The sequence below is a fragment of the Pantoea sp. YR525 genome, from assembly GCF_900116775.1.
GTDB classification, from domain to species: domain Bacteria; phylum Pseudomonadota; class Gammaproteobacteria; order Enterobacterales; family Enterobacteriaceae; genus Pantoea; species Pantoea symbiotica.
The window spans coordinates 223,218-242,063 of the sequence record NZ_FPBU01000007.1 but is presented as its reverse complement, the minus strand read 5'-3'; the positions used below and the strand labels follow the sequence as shown (position 1 = coordinate 242,063).

Below are 18,846 nucleotides of genomic sequence, written 5' to 3'. Positions count from 1 at the left end.
TCCTGTTCTGTCACCGCTGTAAAAGCAATAAACCGGCTATATACATGCGGAATCGGCATAATTCTGCCGCCGGTTGAAGTGTTAATTTGCAATGGCTGTTTCTGCGCAAGCCATTAATTAGGATCAACACCTTCACCTGCATTTATTTTTGGGAGTCATTTAATGCCAAATAATTATTTAGTTTCCCGTCGGCATTTTCTGGGATATTCAGCCGCCGCGGCGATGGCGGCAACGTTACCGGGCCGCGTGTTTGCCGATGATCATATGGCGGGCATGCAGATGCCTGGCGATTTACTGCAAGAGGGCCCCGGAAAATGGGCGCTGGCGAAGCCGACGCATGTGCGTCTGGCGGTGAATCTCAACGCCATCTGCCTTGCGCCGGTGGTGGTGGCCGATCAGCATAACTTCTTTAAAGCGCACAACCTGGAAGTGGAGTTCGTTAACTTCGGCAACTCAACCGAACTGCTGCTGGAATCCATCGCCACCGGTAAAGCCGAAGCTGCCATCGGCATGGCGCTGCGCTGGCTGAAAGCGCTGGAGCAGGGCTTTGATGTGAAACTTACTGCGGGCACGCACGGCGGCTGTATGCGCCTGCTGGCGCGCGATGGCGGGCCAACCACGCTGGAACAATTGAAAGGCAAAACCATTGGCGTTACTGACATGGCGGGCGCGGATAAAAACTTCTTCTCGCTGATGCTGAAAAAGCACGGCGTCGATCCCAATACCGATGTCGACTGGCGCGTGTTCCCGCAGGATTTGCTGCCGATGGTGCTGGAGAAGGGCGAGATTCAGGCCGCTAGCGGTTCCGATCCGGTGATGTGGCGCTTAACCCAGAAGCCGGGCTACCGCGAGATTGGCACCAACTTAATGGACGAGTACGCCAAACTGAGCTGCTGTGTGGTGGGCACGCGCGGCAGCTTGATTCGCGAGCAGCCGGAAGTGGCGGCCGCGATCACCCACGCGATTTTGCAGGCACATGCCTATGCGGCCAAACATCCGGAAGCGATTGGCAGTGAGTTTAACGGCCAGGCGCTCAACACCACGCCGCAGGAGATCGCCAGCGTGTTGAAAACCCATACGCACGGACACTATTCGGTGGGGAATGCGTTTGTGAATGAGATTGACGTGTATGCGCGCGATTTAAAGGCGATCAACGTGTTACGACCGGAAACCGATCCACTGCTGTTTGCCAAAGGGATTACCAGCAACGTGTTGGTTTAGTGCGGGATTTTGAGGTCGCCATGAATGGCGACCCTACAGCTGTTTGGCAAGGTTTTTCGTAGGGTGCGCATTCATGAGCACCTTCATACATAGGCAATGTATTGCGTATTATTTTCAGGCGATTTTCCTGGAGGTTTGCACGGCGCTCGCCAGCTTCAGCGATTCCGCTGGCACTTGATGCGCGAACAGCTGGGTGGTCAAATAGCTGCTGCCGCCATCGGCCAGCAACACCACAATGCGCTTGCCGCGATTCTCCGGTCGCGCTGCAACCTGTTGTGCCGCCCACAACACCGCACCAGACGAATCGCCTACCAGCACGCCTTCGCTCAGCGCCAGTTGCCGCGCCGCCGTATACGCCTGCCAGGTTTCCACCGCAATCACCTCATCGTAAACGCGGTGATCGAGATTGGCAGGAATGCGCTCCGGCGTCTGGTTGCTAAACGCATGCACGCCGGTGATCTCCAGCGGATCGGGACGCAGTTCGCTCGGCTGTGAACCCACGCCCGGCTCGACGGCGATCACCTGCAAACCCGGATGCTGCTGTTTGAGATAGCGTCCGGTGCCAGAGAGCGTGCCGCCGGTACCGACGGCGGCGATAAAAATGTCCAGCTCGCCGCCGCTGTCGCGCCAGATCTCTGGCCCGGTGGTGCGCTCATGCACCGCCGGATTGGCCGGATTATCCAGCTGCAGTAGAAAATGCACTTCCGGTTCCGCTGCGGTGACCTGCTCGGCCAGCCATTTAGTAGCGGCGACAAAATCGCCGTTGCTGGCGTCGTAGAATTCCTTAAAGCCTTCAATGGTGCTAAACGGCACCACTTCGGCGCCGTACGCCTGAATAATCTGGCTGCGTTCAATACTGACGAAATCATTGATGTAAACGCGGAACTTGTAGCCTTTGGCCGCCGCAATTGCCGCTAAACCAATGCCGGTGTTGCCGCTGGTGGTTTCAACCAATGTATCGCCGGGCTGGATAATGCCGTTGCGTTCGGCGGCTTCAATCATGCTGAGGGCGATGCGATCTTTGACGCTGTGATTGGGGTTAAACAGTTCGAGTTTGGCGACCAAATCCGCCTGAATATCGTGCTGCTGCGCATAGCGTGACAGGCGTAGCAGCGGCGTGTTGCCAATCAGTTCGGTGATAGAAGCAGAAATTTTTGCAGCCATAATCGACCTCATGTGTGGGGCGGTCGCCATGAATGGCGACCCAACGATAATTACCATTTCACCGCGTTGCGCTGCCATGACAACAGGCGATCGCGTACCAGGAACAGCAGGGAGATCAGTGAAGAGAACAGCAGCGCCATCACAATCAGTGCGGCGTACATATTGGCGTAAGCTGCCCAGCCTTGCGCCCACTGCAGATACCAGCCGAGCCCGGATTTCACGCCCATCATCTCTGCCGCCACCAGCACCGAGAATGACGCGCCCAGGCCCATAAACAGGCCGACAAACAGGTGCGGCAGCGCGGCAGGCACCGCTACGCGCAACACGAGGAACAGCGAATTGGCTCCGAGCGTGCGCGCCACATCGTAATAACGCGTATCAACGCTGGAGACGCCCGACCAGGTCAGCACCGTCACCGGGAACCAGGTCGCCAGCGCGATCAGGAATACCGCCGCCGAGAAGCTCGACGGGAAGAAGTAGAGCGACAGCGGCAGCAGAGCAGTTGAAGGCACCGGTCCGAGGAAACGCAGAATCGGATGCACCCAGTAACCCAAGCCGCGTGACCAGCCAATCGCCACGCCGGTAATAAAGCCGACAACGCTGCCGTAGACAAAGCCGAAAGCCAACAGACGCAGTGAATTGAGCACGCTATCCAGCAGGCGCGCCCAGTCGGTCGCGTAGGCTTCCACCAACGCGCGCGGCGGGGCGAAGAATGGCGCGGGCAGCAGCGCCAGTTTGCCGGTGACGGTTTCCCACAGGCCAATCAGCAGCGCCAGCACAATCAGCCACGGACCGCTGCGCTTGAGCGGTGCGAGTAGTGTCAGGCGTGGAAACAGACCCGAGGCAATCGCCAGTCCGCTGAGAATAAGCGCGATGGCGGCGAACAACTCATGCGTTTCATTCACAAAGCGCGGGGTGGCAAAACCCTGCGGCTTATCCGGCACCGCCACCATCAGCGCTACCAGCGCCCACCACAGCAGGAGCGCACCCCAAACCGCCGGTTGGATACGGCGCGGCACGTCACGGTTGCGGGCAATCGACAGGGTTTCACTGGCCATTCTCGTCTCCTTAGCTGGACATGTTGCTCATGTGCGCCATGTTGCTGGCGTGCTGATGGGCAGATTCTGCCGGCAGCAGCTCCGGCACATAGTGCTCGGCAAAGCGTTGCGCATCGGTATCCGGGCGGATCACATTGATTTTCTTCAGCTCATCGATATACACCGCCACCTCTTTGCGCAGCTGCACACCGGTGGAGTGATGGCTGTGAGTGTGCTCTTTCAGCATCGCGGCAATGTCCTCCACCGCGACGGAACCCGGCACAAACGGCTGGAAGATTTTCGCCGTCTCTTCCGGATGTTCGGCGGTCCACTGCTGCGCATCGACAATCGCCTGGGTGATGGCGCGCGCGGTGGCGGGATCGTCACGCACCAGCGAGCCGCGCAGCCCCAGCACGCAGCAGGTGAGGCTGGCGTATTCGCCTTTCAGGTTGTTATCCACTTCCACCAGATCGTGCTGCTTCTTCAGCAGCCAGCCCTGCGGATCGTCGGTGGCCAGCGCCTGCACTTCACCTTTGCGCAGCGCTTCGCCAAACAGGTCGGGCGGATATTGCAGCCAGTTGACCTGCTTATCAGGATCGATGCCCTGTTTCGCCAGCTGAATGGCGAAGAAGTTGCGAATCGGACTGGCCTGATCGCTCACCGCCACCGATTTCCCCACCAGATCTTTCACATCGCGGATGCCGCTGTTCTGCGGGGCGAGTAGACGCATACAGCCGCCATGCGTGCCGACGGTGAGGTCAACATCAAAACCCTGCTCCAGCGGCTTCAGCCAGCGCAGCGCCATGCCAATGCCACCATCGGCTTGGCCGGTGGCAATCGCCTGTAACAGCGCATCGGTTGGTCCGCTAAAGTTCACGGGCTCAACATTCAAACCGTACTTTTTAAAGAAACCTTGCTTCAGCGCCACCGAAATCGGTGACTGACATACTGCGGTTTGTCCCCAGGCCAGCTTGATGGTTTTAAGGGATTTATCGTCGGCAAACACCTTGCTGCTCAGCAACGGATTCACCGCCACGCCGGCACTAAAGAGACCCAGCCCGCGTAATAACGCGCGGCGGCTCAGAGAGAATTGTTGAAATGCCATCCTGTCTTCCTTGTAGATAAAGTTCACAGGCACTATGGCAAAGGCAATTAGCGCGACCAAATAACAATCCCGCATGACATCATGCAGTTTTTCATTATGAATATTTGCGGATAGGTTTTCCGTAATGGCTATTTCGCTGCGGAAAGGGCGCGGATTATGCTTTATTTCTTAGCATATCAAGCAGGAGCGAAAATATGGCATCAACCTCGGCGGGCGTTAATATTGCGATTGAGAAGGTTAATCATCACTTCACCTTAGAAGGTGAAGATTTACCGGTGCTGGAAAATATTAATTTGCAGGTAGAGGCCGGTGAATTTGTCGCGCTGCTGGGGCCATCCGGCTGCGGCAAATCGACGCTGCTGCGTTTGCTGGCCGGGCTCGAACCGCCCGCCAGCGGTTTACTGGCGGAAGAGGGCAAAGCGATTACTGCGCCCGATCCGTCGCGCGTGGTGGTGTTTCAGGATCCCACGCTTTATCCGTGGCGCACCGTCTATGACAACGTTGGCCTTGGCTTGCAGATTCGCGGAGAGAGCCGCCCGCAGCGCGAACAGCGTATTAACGCGATGCTGGATCGCGTCGGCCTCAGGCAGTTCGCCCGCGCCTGGCCGCATCAGCTCTCCGGCGGTATGGCGCAGCGTGCGGCGTTGGCCCGCGCGTTGGTTAACGTGCCGCGTTTATTGATTCTGGATGAACCGCTCGGCAAGCTCGATTCATTGACGCGTTTGCGTATGCAGCAGGAGATTGTCGATCTGTGGCGGGAGCAGCAGTTCACCACGCTGATGGTGACGCACGACGTGGAAGAAGCGCTGGTGATGGCAAATCGCGTGGTGGTGTTCAGCCCAAGACCAGCAAAAGTGGTGGATGTGATCGAGGTTGATCTGCCGTGGCCGCGCCGCCGCGATGACCCAAAGCTAGTGGCGCTGCGCAGCCGGATACTGGATTTATTGGGCGCGGATCGTGTGGCGGCGTGATGCGGTCACCTTCTTAAGGCGTATCAGAATTTTTAAGGGTTGTTTCGAGAAAATGCGTGGTGTGATGCATCCATTCGCGCATTTCGAAGAGATCTAACATCAAGCTGAAAGAGATAAAGGTTACGCAGATTATCAATAAGATGGCGATGTAGTAAGGCAATGAAGACATCTATTCCTCCCTGGAATACGATCTAGATGGAATGTCAGTATTACTTAAGTTTTTTTCATTAACAAACCTTAAGGAATATTCTTTGCGTATACGTTAAACGGTCGCCATAAATGGCGACCCTACAAGTGATTGGCGCGTTTTCGTAGGGTGCGCATTCATGCGCACCTGCATACAAATACAAATTAATGTTTAACTGATCGGCATTACGCTATGAATGGCGACCGCACGGTTTTACTTTCCCGGCACAATGAACCGATAACCTACGCCACGCAGCGTTTTAATATACGCCTTGCCTATTTTCTCGCGCAGATTATGAATATGTACTTCTAACGTATTGGTGGCCGGTTCTGTTGCCCATTGATAAATATCTTTTAGCAAGGTGTCACGCTGAACCGCTTCGCCTTTCGCCAGCATTAAACGCGATAAAATAACGAACTCTTTAGGCGTCAAGTCCAGCGGTTTACCAGCGTGCCAGACCATTTTTCTGGAGAGTTGCAGGGTAAATTCGCCCATCTCCACGCAGTCTGTTTCAACCTTCTGTTGCGCGTTAAATAGCGCGTGAACCCGCGCTAACATTTCCTCTAATGAACCGGCTTCGAGATGCTGGACGGTGGAATCACCGTCACAGCCATTGCGTTGCAGCACGACTTGCAGCTCTTGCATCAGCCGCTCATCGGCTGCAACGATCATCCATTTCATCAATGTGTGGCCCGGCAGGCGCTGAGAATATCGTCCGCAGGTTGATATTCAGTGGTCTGAATACCTGTTAAACCGAGCATGGTGGAGAACAGATTGTCCTGCGAATAACCCTGATGCGCCGCTTGTTGATCAAGACAGCTTTTACTCACGCCATAGCGCTGTTGATAATCCGGTGATAACCAAATCAGCATTGGCACATGTTTCTGCACATCCGGCGCAATCGCATACGGCATACCGTGCAGATAAGCACCATTTTCCCCTAACGACTCACCGTGATCCGATAAATAAACCAGGCTGGTGGTGTATTCATCCTGATGCGCTTTCAGCACATTAATCGCTTTATCCACAATGTAATCGATATACAGAATGGTGTTGTCGTAAGTATTGACCAGCTGTTCTTGCGAACAATCCTGAATTTGGCTGGTATCGCACGTTGGGGTGAATTTTTTAAACTGCGCAGGATAACGGTTGTAATAGGTTGGGCCGTGGCTACCAATGGTGTGCAACACGATAACACCATTGCCTTTCAGGTTTTTAATGTAGTCCTCAATACCGTGGAATAATACGTCGTCATAACACTCTCCGTCATGGCACATATTTGGCAGATTCAGACTGCTCATATCCTGATGCGGGACGCGATCGCAGGCACCTTTACAGCCACCATCATTGTCATTCCAGAGAACCTGCACACCGGCACGCTGGATAATATCGAGCATCCCTTCCTGATGGCTGGCAAGCTGATCGTCATAATGCGCGCGCGGCATATTCGAGAACATACAAGGTAATGAGACCGCCGTAGCTGTGCCGCAAGACTGCGTATTCGGGAAATAGGTGACATCATCTTTCGCCAGCAACGGCGTATTTTCGCGTCCATAACCATTTAACTGGAAATTCACCGCACGCGTGGTTTCACCCACCACCAAAATGGTCAGGTTGCGCTTTGGACCCGCCAGCATCTCCGGCTTCTGTTTAGCATCTAAACCAATTTGCACCAGCGGTAAATTGGCGGTGCGGCTGTGGTTATACCAGGAAAGCGTTGCCACGATCGAGTTTGAAGGGCTGAGCGATTTAATCAGCTCTTTTTGGTTACGAAACAGTGAGGCGTAATCTTTATAGAAAAACGTCGCGACTAAGGCGATGCAGATTACAGACGCGACAATTGACGCCGCGCGTTTGGCGATGCTTTTCCAGATAGGTTTGCTGCTCTTAACGCGAATCCAGAAAACTAACAGGGCAGCCAGCAGCCCGCTACAACCCAGCGTAATAATCAACTTGGGTGATAATAGAGCAAAGGATTCAGACGGCGTGGTATCGATAATATTCACGATCATCGAGCGATCGATAACAATACCAAAGGTCCAGATAAAATATTGCGCAGCGGCGGATACCAAAATGAAGAGCGCAAGAATAATGCGGTCAAGCCACAAAAAGGAGGCGAAGGTGGCAATGATATTGATTACGCTAAATGCCACTAACGGCATTGAAGCAAATACCAAAATGGTGCGCACGCTATCGAGCGGCATGGCAGCTAGCACTTGTCGATAAAACGCAATGTTCAAAAAGACCGCGATATAAATAGAAACAAGCGAAATAAAAGAGAGCCGACTCAACGTCGGTCTTTTGCGCAGCGAAAACGTCATTGTTCAATCCATGTGTGTGAAGATGGCGAAAGCTTAAGAAACTAAGGTTAAGTGAACCTTAAGCATTATCACAAATCCGTCATAAACCAATAAAATAATGATTTTTAGGGTTATTTTACGCTCAGTTTTTGCATGGTAACGAAGTGCTGACAGCGTTTAGCGGCGTGAAGCTTAAAATCAGATTAAAAATCAGGCGGCAGAAAATTAATTCTTTGGGCATTTTAAGGGAGTTTTAAGTTTACCTCGGCATTGTGTGGTTAACACGCTGACGGGGAATGCCCACATGACCGATAATTTGACCGACCTGAAAACCAAAGTGCCGCAGGCAACGCTGCTGTTCTGGGCGTTAAAAATGATGTCTACCACAGTAGGTGAAACCGGTGCTGACTGGATCAATTTTGGTCTCGGTTTTGGCCTGGTCCATACATCAATCATTGCCGCCGGATTGTTTGTCGTCGCACTTATTTTTCAGCTTAAATCACCGCGTTATATTCCGTGGCTTTACTGGCTCACCGTTTTATTAGTCAGCATTACCGGTACCTTAATCACCGATTATTTAACCGACCAAATGCAAGTGCCGCTACTTTATTCCGTGGCGATGTTTGGCTCCGCGCTGGTAATGGTATTGATGTTCTGGCATCGCTCGGAAGGCACGCTGGAGTTTGCTGCGATTAATACCACCAGCCGCGAACTCTATTACTGGCTCGCCATCATGATCACCTTTGCCTTTGGTACGGCGTTGGGTGATGCCCTGGCTGAGCGACTTGGCCTCGGTTATCTCTCCACCACCATGCTATTTGCCGTACTGATCGCCATCACCGGCTTCCTGTGGCGTATCCGGGCAATCAGCGCCGTGGCCTGTTTCTGGTGCGTGTATGTGCTGACCAGGCCACTTGGCGCTGCGCTGGCCGATCTATTCTCACAACCGATTAAGCAGGGCGGTCTCGGCTACGGCACCACTCCGGTGAACCTCATCTTCCTGATTGCGATGGTGGCATTAATTGTGGTTTCGGGTGTGTTTTCACGCTCCTCACCTCAGGATCAACCATGAGAGTGCTGCTGGTTGAAGATGACCAGATGATCGGTTGCGCCGTGCAAGCCGCGCTCAAGGATGCTTCTTACGCCGCCGATTGGGTGCGTGATGGGGAACAAGCGTTACTTAGCTTGAGAACCCATGACTACGATCTGGTGCTGCTTGATCTCGGATTACCGGCAAAAAATGGCTTTGAGGTGCTCGATGAAGTGCGGCGTTCGGGCAATCAGGTGCCGCTGGTGGTAGTGACGGCGCGGGATGCGCTGGAAGATCGCCTGCACGGCCTTGATGCCGGAGCCGATGATTATTTGCTGAAGCCCTTTGAGATGAGTGAATTGCTGGCGCGCGCCAGAGCGGTGATGCGCCGTAAAGCAGGGCATGCAACATCGCTGTTGAGCAATGGCGAGCTGATGCTCAATCCTGCCACGCGCGAGGTGCAACATCGCGATTGCGAGGAAAAATTCACCCTTTCCAGCCGCGAGTATGCGTTGTTGCAGGCTTTGCTGATGCAGCCGGGGCAGATTTTCTCGCGCAGCGAACTGGAGGAAAAAATCTACGGCTGGGGCGAGGAGATTGAGAGCAACGCGGTGGAGTATTTCATCCATGCGCTGCGTAAAAAACTGGGCAGCGACGCCATCAAAAACATTCGGGGCGTGGGATGGAAAGTCTCAAAAAAAGACTAAGCGACTCTGCGCAATTTCGGCTGTCATTTGTTCTGTGCATGGCGGTGGTCGGCATTGCGCTGCTGTGCGGCGTGCTCGGTTTTCTCTCGGCATGGGATGAAGCGCACGAACTGCAGGATTCATCGCTGCAGCAGATTGCCAGCCTGGCAAAAGATGATCTGCTCGCGCCGCGCAACAGCAATTTCGTTAGTCCGCCGCTTCAGGATGAAGAGGCATCACGCATTATCGTGCACTTCATCTTTCCCGTGGCACAAGGGATGGAACCGGCATCGCAAGACGCTTTTTCCTCGCTCGCCTCGCTGCCGGCCGGGTTTTACACCACGCGCATCAACCGGCACGTCTATCGCGTGTTGATTGAGGAGTTGCATGATGGCCTGCGCGTGGCCGTTGCGCAGCGGGCTTCGGTGCGACAGAGCGTGGCGCTGTCATCCGCGCTGCGCACGTTGGTGCCGTTCTGCATTCTGTTTCCGGTTCTGCTCTATCTGGTGGCCGATCTGGTAAGAAAGATTTTTCGCCCAATACGCAAGCTGGCGGATGCCGTCGATGCGCAACGTGATGGCCTGAGCATGGCGTTAAGCAGTGAATTTATACCGCGTGAGGTCACCCCGTTTATCACCGCCATCAATCAGTTATTACAACGATCGGCGGAATCGGTGGAGCGGCAGCGGCGGTTTGTGGCGGATGCGGCGCATGAACTGCGTTCGCCGCTGACCGCCTTGATGTTGCAGGCCGAAAGGCTGGATGCCAGCGATCTTTCAACGGAGAGCCGCGCCCGGTTAATGCAATTACGTGCCGGGATGAAACGCACCAGCACGCTGGTTGAACAGTTGCTGAGCCTGAGCCGGGCGCAAAGCGGAGAAGTGGGCAACCTGCCGCCGGTTGAATCCATCGCGGTGTTTACGGTGGTTAAGCAGGTGGTTTCCGATTTGCTGCCGCTGGCGGAGCAGAAATCCATCGATATTGGCGTGGTGGGGAATAGCGAGGCGTCAATTATTGCCCGGCCATCGGAACTCTACACGCTATTACGCAATATTGTGCATAACGCCATCCAATATACGCCGTTAGCAGGGAAGGTGGATATTACGATTAATCACAGCGCAGCCAGTCTGTTTATCGATATTGAAGACAACGGTCCGGGCATTGCTGTTGATAAAAGAGAGCGGGTATTTGACGCATTTTATCGCATTGAAGGAAGCGATATTTCTGGCTCTGGTTTGGGATTGTCTATTGTCAGCGCCATTGTGACGCGCATGAAAGGGCAAGTGAAGCTCACTGCAGCAACGTCCTCCGCGACGGGGCTGAAGGTGAGCATTGCTTTACCACTTAATTAATTTTCACAAGGAATAAATATGATTCTCACTTCAGAGACAGCAGAGAATATTAATGACTCGCTCTTTCTAATGATTAACGCACCGGCTCATGCCTCGAGCTTGTTATTAACATTAGGAAATATCTGCGCTTCGTGGTTAATTTTTATTTTCCCGCTGACGTTGCTGGTCTATTGGTTTAGCTTTAAGCCCGAGAATCAACGCGTGGCAATGCAGGCGCTTACCGCTGGCATCGTGGCATTGTGCGTAAATATGGTTATCGGTTATTTCTTCCCGCATCCAAGGCCGTTTATGGTGCCGATTGGTCACACTTTCCTTAGCCATGCTGCTGATGCCTCTTTCCCAAGCGATCATATGACGCTGGCCTGTGCAATTACCTTCAGTTTGCTGTTCAGCAGAAAAATACAGGCTGGCTTGAGCCTGCTGCTGCTGAGTCTGTTTATTGCCTGGGGACGTATTTATATGGGCGTGCATTTCCCGGCCGATATGCTGGGTTCAATCACGGTAGCGTTATTTTGTTGCTGGGGCGTGAAGAAAGCAGAAAACCGTTTAGATCCGCTATTTTCTCACCTTTATCGACTGAATAATTTTCTCTTCGGTCATCTGCGGATTAACCGGGAAAAAACTGAGTAGCTATAATGGTGATTGAAACCAGGCGAATTATTCGCAATCCCTATGTTTTATTAATCGCCTGTTGTGCGGTGCTGCTTGGTATTCCGCTCACTGCCTGGATGCTGCACTGGAATTGGAATGCCAGCCAGCAATCAGCGGGACTGTTTGGTTTTTATCTGCTGACGCAAACTGTTTCACGACCCTATGGCATGATTACCGCCGCTTTGTTGGTGGGTGCACTGATCTATGCATTGCGCATTCGCAAAGCCGAATGGTTTAAATATACGGTAGTGCTATTACTGCCGATTATTTTGGGTCAGCTAGCCGTGAATATGATTAAGAGAACCACGCCTGAGCCGCGGCCTTATATTGTGTGGTTGAGCCAAACAGACAGCGAGATAGACCGTCATTTTTATCAGGTGGATAGTGCAGAGCGGCAGGCAATGTTGAGTAAGCGGTTAGAGAGCATCAGCGTTATCCCGCAGTGGCAGAAGCAGCATTGGCTAAATCAAACCGATTCAGCTTTTCCGTCGGGGCATACGGTGTTTGCTGCCACCTGGGCGCTGATGGCGGTGAGTTTACTGCTTGCACGCGGGAAAACGCTGTTGGCCACGATCATCATGCTGTGGGCGATGGGCGTGATGATCAGCCGTCTTTTATTGGGCATGCATTGGCCCGGCGATCTCTTAACCTCAATCATGATTGCGTTTTATTTAAGTCTTCCAGCGGTTTATTTTCTGTGTCGGGAAGCAGAAGAAAAGCGCCATCTCTCTAAACGTTGCTCAAAGCGATAATTTCATTTGCGCCAGTTTATCGAAGCCCACCGAACAGAAAGGAAAAGGGAGGATGACAAATTTGTCATGTAACTCATGCAGGCAAAAAAAAACGCCACAGCGTGGCGTTTTTAGGCAGAAAACCAAAGGGTGAGAAAACTCACCACGGCGAACGCGCTAACCGCAACCGCCGCATATTCACTGAATGGTCGGGACATCATCAATCTCATCAAAATTTCCTCTTAAGGTGAGGCTATTTTCATTAATGAAGATTAAGTGAACCTTAGGTTGATGAGTGAGGTGCGCATAAATGTGCACCCTACAAAATCTGTAGGGTCGCCATTTATGGCGACCGCTTTACCATCGACTGATGCTCAACGACAAAAACATCCATAACTTGTTAATTATGCGTCCAATAGGTTCCCGTTTCAGGCAGTGGCAGAAACTGTTGGTTCATCTCCTTCAGCGTCTCTTCCGGTGAGAGATCTTGAAAAAGCGTGGGATGAAATGTTTTGGCGAAAAATTCCGCCACCAGCAAGTGCCACGGACTCATGTAAAAGTTCTGCCAAAATGCATAGGCGCGCTGCTGTTGCACCGCCGATAACACCGAAACGGTCGCATCGCTGGAAAGGGCATGCAGAAAGCTTGCACGCGCAGCAGCGGCATTCACTTGCGGTCCGAGCTGCAAAAAGCCGGGTTCGGTGGGCGCTGCTGAACCTGTGGCAATATAGATAGCCGGATTGGCCGCGATCACCGCTTCCGGATTGAGCTGCCCAAATACCGCTGGAAAGCGCCCCGCAGCGATATTGTCGCCACCGGCAAACGCGATCAAATCAGCCAGGTTGCCATGCGCCACGGTAGTACAACATTCGGCCTTTTTACCGAGGTGCAACTGCAACATCACCCTCGGACGCTCGCCCTGATAGCTTGCCAGACGTTCACGAATGCGCTGCATATGCTGCTGGTAAAACGCAATGAAGCGTTCGCTTTTCGCCTCATCGTTCAACGCAGCTCCCAGCGTGCGCAGGCTGCTCACGGTGTTTTTCAGAGGATCGACGCGAAAATCGAGAAATAACACCGGAATATTTGCCGCCGCCAACTGCTGCATAAAGGCTGAGTTATTCGGCGGCGTGCGCGCATACACCGGCAAAATCACCAGATCCGGTTGCAGGGCGATGATTTTTTCCACGTTCAGCTGGGAAAAGTTGGAGTTGCCGATTTGCGTGATATTGGCGATCTGCGGAAAGGCTTTGACGTAGCGATCCCATGTTTGTTTATCAAGATTGTGCAGATCGGCGGGCCAGCCCACCACGCGTTTAGCGGGATTTCCCTCTTCTACCAGCGCCAGCGTATAGATCATCCGGCTTTCACCAATCACCAGGCGCTGCGGATTATCCGGCACCTCAACCTGGCGGCCTAAACTGTCGGTGAGCATTTTTCCCTGAGCGATCCAGGGCAGAAACAGCAGCAAAGCCAGCAATATTCGTCTCATTATTCTGCTCTCTGATGGCTCCGCCCACGACGGCGGAGCGAATCATGTTAGAAATCGACTGACGCCTGCAGATACATTACGCGTGGCTCACCTTCAATGACGCGCAGATTACCGGCGCTGGATTCGTAATATTCGCGGTTAAGCAGATTCTTCACGTTCAGCTTCAACTGCGTATGTTTACCGATCAGCTGACTATCCCAGGCGATAAAGGCATCCGCCACGGTATAAGCCGGCATCACAAAGCTGTTTTCCGGATCGCCCGCCCGCGTACCGACATAACGCCCGCCGCCGCCGAGGCGCAATTCACCCGGCAACCACGAGAAGCGCAGCGTGTGGCTCAGATACAAACTGCCCATGTTGGTTGGGGCATTCACCAGGCGGTTGCCAACGTTGTCTGGGTTCACGTTGTCCGCCACGATTTCAGTTTTGTCGTAGCTGTAGTTGGCGATCAGATTCCAGTCCGGCGTAATTTCACCGTTGATCTCCAGTTCAGCGCCGGTTGAGCGCGCTTTCGGGATATTGCGCGTCACGCCGTTGATGAAAATCGACATATCGGTTTCATCAATGCGATAAAGCGCCAGGGTTGCGGCCAGATTCGGCGCCACTTGCCACTTCGATCCCACTTCCCAGGTGCTGCCTTTTTCGGTGGATGCCACATCGCCGTTGTCATCGGTTTGCGTCGAAGGCGTAAACGATTTGCTGTAGCTGCCATACAGCGACACATCCGGTAAAACCTTATACACCACGCCAACTTGCGGCAGGAAGGCGTTACCGCGATCGTTGAGCGTTGTCTCTGGATCTATAAAGCCATTACTGGAAGTTTGCGTATAGCGTTGGAATCTGCCTCCCAAAACGGCGATCCATTTATCAGTGAGATGGATGCTGTCTTTAGCAAACAGCGAACGGCTATACAGATTGGTGCGCAGGTTGCTGATGCTGTCGTTGTAGGTGCTGTCGCTGAGAATCGGTTCTTCACCGTAAACCGGATCGTACATATTGAAGCTGCGTGAAACGCTGCCGCGATAGGATCGCGCTTTGTAGGTTTCATTCTGCTCATAATCGACGCCCAGCAGCAGGTCATGTTGCATACCTGCAAAGGTTGGCGATCCACTAATGTCCCAGGAAACGTATTCGGTTTGATGATTGAAACCACGGTTGGCATCGGCACGACGCGAGACAATGCCGGTGCTGGTGTTAATTGCAGTGGCGCGCACTTCGTTGCTGTCATAACGGCGCTGCATCCAGCCGTAATTGAGGTGTGTTTCCCATACGTCATCGAGGTTATAGCCGTAGCTCACGTTGAGGCGTTTGTTTTTGCCCCATGCATGGTTGGCGTAGTCGTCCAGACGGCGGTTATAAGGAATATCAACCGGCTTGCCGCCGATAAACGCCGTGCCACGGTCGTAAGGCACGTCATATTTATACTCGACGTAACTGACGTTGAAGTTGGCACGATCGCCGTACCAGCTAAGCGAAGGGGCCAGCAGCGTGTGTTCATTGACACCAAAATTGCGCCAGTAATCCTCGCGCTGTCGCTCCGCCACCATGCGGAAGGCGAAACCGTTGCCAAGTGGCCCGGTGACATCGACCATGCCGGTGCCGCCGCCGAAGCTGCTGGATTCACCGCTGATATGCGTATTCCATTGATACTGCGGCTTTTTGCTCACCAGATTGATGATGCCGCCGGGATTGAGAATGCCGTACAACAGCGATGAAGATCCTTTCAGCACTTCGACATGATCGATGCTGGAATCCATGGTCAATCCCTGATTACTGCGCACGCCATCAATGAAGATTGAACCATCGGTGTTGGAGCCGAATCCGCGTTTAACGAAGCCATCTTCGGTACCGCCCAGCGTGTTGCCCTGTGTTACGCCGCTGACAAACTTCACCGCATCATTGAGGCTGGTGACCTGATAATCCTTCATTACCTGCGGTGTCACCACGCTGATGGATTGCGGTGTTTCACTGCGCGGTGTCGCAGTGCGTAACGTGGCTGCCGCGTCATCCTGGTTGTAACTGCTGGTGGAAGAGGGATGTTCGGCCGTGACGGTTAATGTTTGATCGGCTGCAGCGGCAGAAGCGCCATACAGCAGGGTTGAAGCCAGTAAAACCTGAGAGCCAGAGAGCGTATATTTTACCGCTGGTGAAAAACAGCAAAGACACTTCATTAGTTTAAATCCGCATCAAAATAGGAATATTAAGAAGCGCAGATAGTAATGAGATTGATTTTCATTTACAACTAAATTGTGGCGCTAATTTAGCGGGTTATGGTTTTTTTAAATAATTAATGGGTTTGCATCAGATGTTAGAAAATTTATAATTTGCAATATGAGAATATAATGTAGCTATAAAATTATTTGTTATTCATGCCTTTATTGGTATTTTGTAGTAGTCGATGTAGTTTTGGTGGCATGATTTTATTTTCCCTACATTATTGTCATGTCGGTAAAGGACATGGGGCACTGACTTAGTTTTTAAATCTGTTCAATTATTTTAACTATTTAAGGTTTTCTTAATCCTCGCGCCAATAATAGGGTTTTTACGGCGCATTAATTTACAGGTGTTTATCTGCCGTGACCGATTCCACGCCAAAAACCAGTAAACGACCTTACGATCTCTACGGTGAACGTTTCCATGCCTGCAAGCATCAACTCACTCCACGTCTGTTAAAGGTTGCGCACTATATTCATCAGCATCGCAGTGCGGTGCTGGACAAAACCGCACTCGGCATTGCGATCGATACGCAAACCTCTGATGCCACAGTGATTCGCGCGATTCAGGCGCTGGGTTTCTCCGGGTATCGCGATCTCAAAATTGTCATTAGCGAATACCTTGGCGTCACGCGGCGTTCCCCCGCGCGCGTGGCCTCAACGGTGAATGAACTGGCGCAGGACGCCAAAGGCAGCATCGATTTTGTGCTGGATAGCTATCGCATCAGCTGTGAAATGCTGGCGGCGCCCGCCAATCGTCAGGCGATTCAACACGCAATTGATCTGCTGCAACAGGCAGAACGTGTGGCGATTTTTGGCATTGGCGCATCAGCGATTCTGGCGGATTACACCGCACGGTTGTTCAAACGCAATGGCACCTCGGCGTATGTGCTGAACCACACTGGCATTGCGCTGAGCGAACAGATTGCCGAAATGCGCCACGCGGATGTGCTGATCATGCTGGCGCAGAGCAGCGCGCACCCGGAAGGCATGGTTACGCTGGCGGAAGCACAGCGGCTGGGCATCAAGATTGTCCTGCTGACGGCGGCCACCGATTCGATTTTTGCCCAGCATGCCGATGTGATGATTGAAATTCCCCGTAGCCGTTCCGCCGACAAAATGCCGGTGCATGCTACGCCGATGATCTGCCTGGAGATCTTAGTGTTAGGATTGGCCGCTGCCGCGCCGGTCGCCACCATGAATAGCATGAGTAAGCTGTATGAAATCAGTAACGCTTTGACGCGCCCCGGCGCGCGCAAATCCCGAACGCCCTAATTTTGGAAGCAAATATGACCACCGATTTTCCCTTGCTGGATGTGCAGAGCGTAACCTTTTCGCTGCAGGGGCGCACGCTGCTGGCGCCCGTTTCGCTGCAACTCAACGCGGGAGAAAGGCTGTTGCTGACCGGTCCTTCGGGCAGCGGTAAAAGCACTTTGCTGAAGATTCTCGCCTCGCTTCTTGAACCGAGCGGCGGGCAGATCCTGTTCGAGAACCAGAATATTGCCAGCTTGAAAACCGAACATTATCGGCAACAGGTTTCCTATTGTTTCCAGACGCCGCAACTGTTCGGCGACACGGTGTACGACAACCTGGCGCTGCCGTGGCACATCCGCCAGCAGAAACCGTCGCGCGATAAATTGGTCGCGTCACTTGCCGATGTGCATTTGGCTGCTGACATGCTCGATAAAAAAATCGAGCAGCTGTCGGGCGGCGAGAAGCAGCGCGTAGGCTTGCTGCGCAACCTGCAATTCCTGCCGCAGGTGCTGCTGCTGGATGAAGTCACCAGCGCATTAGATGAAGAGAATAAAGTGATCATCAACGCATTGATTGATTCGCTGGTGCGCGAGAAGCATCTCGCTGTGATCGGCATCAGCCACGACGGGCAAGAGATTCGCGAGGCAAAACAGGTGCTGAAACTTGAGGCACCAGAGCAGGGAGCGATCGATGAGCCAGCATAATATTACCGATAGCTCGTTATTACTCTCGCTGCTGCTGGTGGTGATTGCGCTGCTGATCAGCCAGAAAGAGAAGCTCGGCATTAGCAAAGACATCATCTGGAGCGTGTGCCGCGCCATTATCCAACTGGTGATCGTTGGCTATGTGCTCAAGTCGATCTTTGATCTGAATAATGATTGGCTCACCGTGCTGATGGTGCTGTTTATCTGCGTCAATGCGGCGCTCAATGCGCGCAAGCGCAGCCTCAATATCAGCAACGGTTTTGTCATCTCGTTTGTGGCGATTACCACTGGCACCACGCTGACCTTGACGATTCTGCTGCTTAGCGGTGCCATCGAATTTATCCCGATGCAGGTGATTCCGATCTCCGGGATGATCGCTGGCAACGCGATGGTGGCGGTGGGCCTCTGTTTCAGCAATCTCAACCAACGCTTTAGCGATAACCGGCAAAAAATTCAGGAGATGCTGAGCCTGGGCGCACCGGTAAAAATGGCGTCGGCGCGCTTTATTCGCGACAGCATCCGCGCGGCGATGATCCCCACCGTTGATGGCGCCAAAACCGTGGGTCTAGTGAGCTTGCCGGGCATGATGTCAGGGCTGATTTTTGCCGGTATCGATCCGGTAAAGGCGATTAAGTATCAGATTATGGTGACCTTTATGCTGATTGGCACGGCAAGTTTATCCACCATCATCGCCGCCTATTTAGCCTATCGTCGTCTGTATACCGCGCGGGCGCAGCTGAAGTTCTGA

The 18,846-nt window shown here is 53.0% G+C and carries 17 protein-coding genes; 10 read left to right on the top strand and 7 right to left on the bottom strand.

From position 1 onward, the window contains the following. Positions 1-162: 162 nt before the first annotated feature. Entirely contained in the window at positions 163-1,221 is a 1,059-nt protein-coding gene (locus BM323_RS15985; RefSeq protein WP_008109525.1) for an ABC transporter substrate-binding protein, read from the top strand. A 114-nt stretch (positions 1,222-1,335) separates the two neighbouring features. Here the strand turns inward: BM323_RS15985 and BM323_RS15980 are convergent, their stop codons facing one another. The 3 genes from BM323_RS15980 to BM323_RS15970 are packed head-to-tail and all read right to left on the bottom strand — an operon-like array spanning position 1,336 to position 4,527. Then, positions 1,336-2,385 carry a PLP-dependent cysteine synthase family protein gene (locus tag BM323_RS15980; protein WP_008109527.1) on the bottom strand — a complete coding sequence of 350 codons (1,050 nt, stop codon included), beginning with the start codon at positions 2,383-2,385 and terminating at the stop codon, positions 1,336-1,338. A 50-nt stretch (positions 2,386-2,435) separates the two neighbouring features. Continuing rightward, positions 2,436-3,443, bottom strand: a complete 1,008-nt coding sequence (locus BM323_RS15975; protein ID WP_091004094.1) for an ABC transporter permease — start codon at positions 3,441-3,443, stop codon at positions 2,436-2,438. Positions 3,444-3,453: 10 nt separating this feature from the next. Continuing rightward, complete coding sequence (locus BM323_RS15970; RefSeq protein WP_008109530.1) at positions 3,454-4,527, bottom strand: ABC transporter substrate-binding protein; 1,074 nt, start codon at positions 4,525-4,527, stop codon at positions 3,454-3,456. Positions 4,528-4,721: 194 nt separating this feature from the next. On the opposite strand from BM323_RS15970, the gene BM323_RS15965 reads away from it, so the two are divergent. Continuing rightward, positions 4,722-5,498, top strand: a complete 777-nt coding sequence (locus BM323_RS15965) for an ABC transporter ATP-binding protein (RefSeq protein WP_008109531.1) — start codon at positions 4,722-4,724, stop codon at positions 5,496-5,498. Positions 5,499-5,898: 400 nt separating this feature from the next. Here the strand turns inward: BM323_RS15965 and BM323_RS15960 are convergent, their stop codons facing one another. After that, positions 5,899-6,366 (bottom strand): winged helix-turn-helix domain-containing protein, encoded by a 468-nt coding sequence (locus BM323_RS15960; RefSeq protein ID WP_008109533.1) that lies wholly within the window; start codon positions 6,364-6,366, stop codon positions 5,899-5,901. Beyond that, positions 6,366-8,006: a phosphoethanolamine transferase EptA gene (gene eptA / locus BM323_RS15955; RefSeq protein ID WP_008109534.1), complete on the bottom strand. Its 1,641-nt coding sequence runs from the start codon at positions 8,004-8,006 to the stop codon at positions 6,366-6,368. The genes BM323_RS15960 and eptA overlap by 1 nt, the downstream gene beginning before the upstream one ends. 283 nt (positions 8,007-8,289) lie before the next feature. Between eptA and BM323_RS15950 the strand changes: the two genes are divergently transcribed. The 5 genes from BM323_RS15950 to BM323_RS15930 all read left to right on the top strand — a co-directional run bounded on the left by BM323_RS15950 (position 8,290) and on the right by BM323_RS15930 (position 12,456). After that, positions 8,290-9,057, top strand: coding sequence for a COG4705 family protein (locus tag BM323_RS15950; protein ID WP_008109536.1), 768 nt, complete (start codon positions 8,290-8,292; stop codon positions 9,055-9,057). Next, positions 9,054-9,722, top strand: coding sequence for a response regulator (locus tag BM323_RS15945; protein ID WP_008109538.1), 669 nt, complete (start codon positions 9,054-9,056; stop codon positions 9,720-9,722). The genes BM323_RS15950 and BM323_RS15945 overlap by 4 nt, the downstream gene beginning before the upstream one ends. After that, positions 9,698-11,053 carry an ATP-binding protein gene (locus BM323_RS15940; RefSeq protein WP_008109540.1) on the top strand — a complete coding sequence of 452 codons (1,356 nt, stop codon included), beginning with the start codon at positions 9,698-9,700 and terminating at the stop codon, positions 11,051-11,053. Before BM323_RS15945 ends, BM323_RS15940 begins: the two co-directional genes overlap by 25 nt. Before the next feature lie 69 nt (positions 11,054-11,122). After that, positions 11,123-11,683 (top strand): undecaprenyl-diphosphatase, encoded by a 561-nt coding sequence (locus BM323_RS15935; protein ID WP_254773276.1) that lies wholly within the window; start codon positions 11,123-11,125, stop codon positions 11,681-11,683. Positions 11,684-11,688: 5 nt separating this feature from the next. Next, a complete protein-coding gene (locus BM323_RS15930) occupies positions 11,689-12,456 on the top strand; it encodes a phosphatase PAP2 family protein (protein ID WP_008109544.1) in 768 nt (255 codons plus the stop codon). A 379-nt stretch (positions 12,457-12,835) separates the two neighbouring features. On the opposite strand, the gene BM323_RS15925 is transcribed toward BM323_RS15930, so the two are convergent. Then, the gene (locus tag BM323_RS15925) at positions 12,836-13,927 is read right to left on the bottom strand and encodes an ABC transporter substrate-binding protein (RefSeq protein ID WP_008109554.1); all 1,092 of its coding nucleotides are present in this window, start codon (positions 13,925-13,927) and stop codon (positions 12,836-12,838) included. A gap of 47 nt (positions 13,928-13,974) precedes the next feature. Beyond that, the gene (locus tag BM323_RS15920) at positions 13,975-16,098 is read right to left on the bottom strand and encodes a TonB-dependent siderophore receptor (protein WP_008109557.1); all 2,124 of its coding nucleotides are present in this window, start codon (positions 16,096-16,098) and stop codon (positions 13,975-13,977) included. A gap of 405 nt (positions 16,099-16,503) precedes the next feature. On the opposite strand from BM323_RS15920, the gene BM323_RS15915 reads away from it, so the two are divergent. Genes BM323_RS15915 through fetB form a run of 3 tightly spaced genes read left to right on the top strand, consistent with a single transcriptional unit; the run spans position 16,504 to position 18,846 of the window. Then, positions 16,504-17,415: a MurR/RpiR family transcriptional regulator gene (locus BM323_RS15915; protein ID WP_008109558.1), complete on the top strand. Its 912-nt coding sequence runs from the start codon at positions 16,504-16,506 to the stop codon at positions 17,413-17,415. Between the two features lie 14 nt (positions 17,416-17,429). Beyond that, on the top strand, positions 17,430-18,098 hold the full coding sequence (fetA, locus tag BM323_RS15910; RefSeq protein ID WP_008109561.1) for an iron efflux ABC transporter ATP-binding subunit FetA: 669 nt from the start codon (positions 17,430-17,432) through the stop codon (positions 18,096-18,098). Then, complete coding sequence (gene fetB / locus BM323_RS15905; protein WP_008109562.1) at positions 18,085-18,846, top strand: iron efflux ABC transporter permease subunit FetB; 762 nt, start codon at positions 18,085-18,087, stop codon at positions 18,844-18,846. Before fetA ends, fetB begins: the two co-directional genes overlap by 14 nt.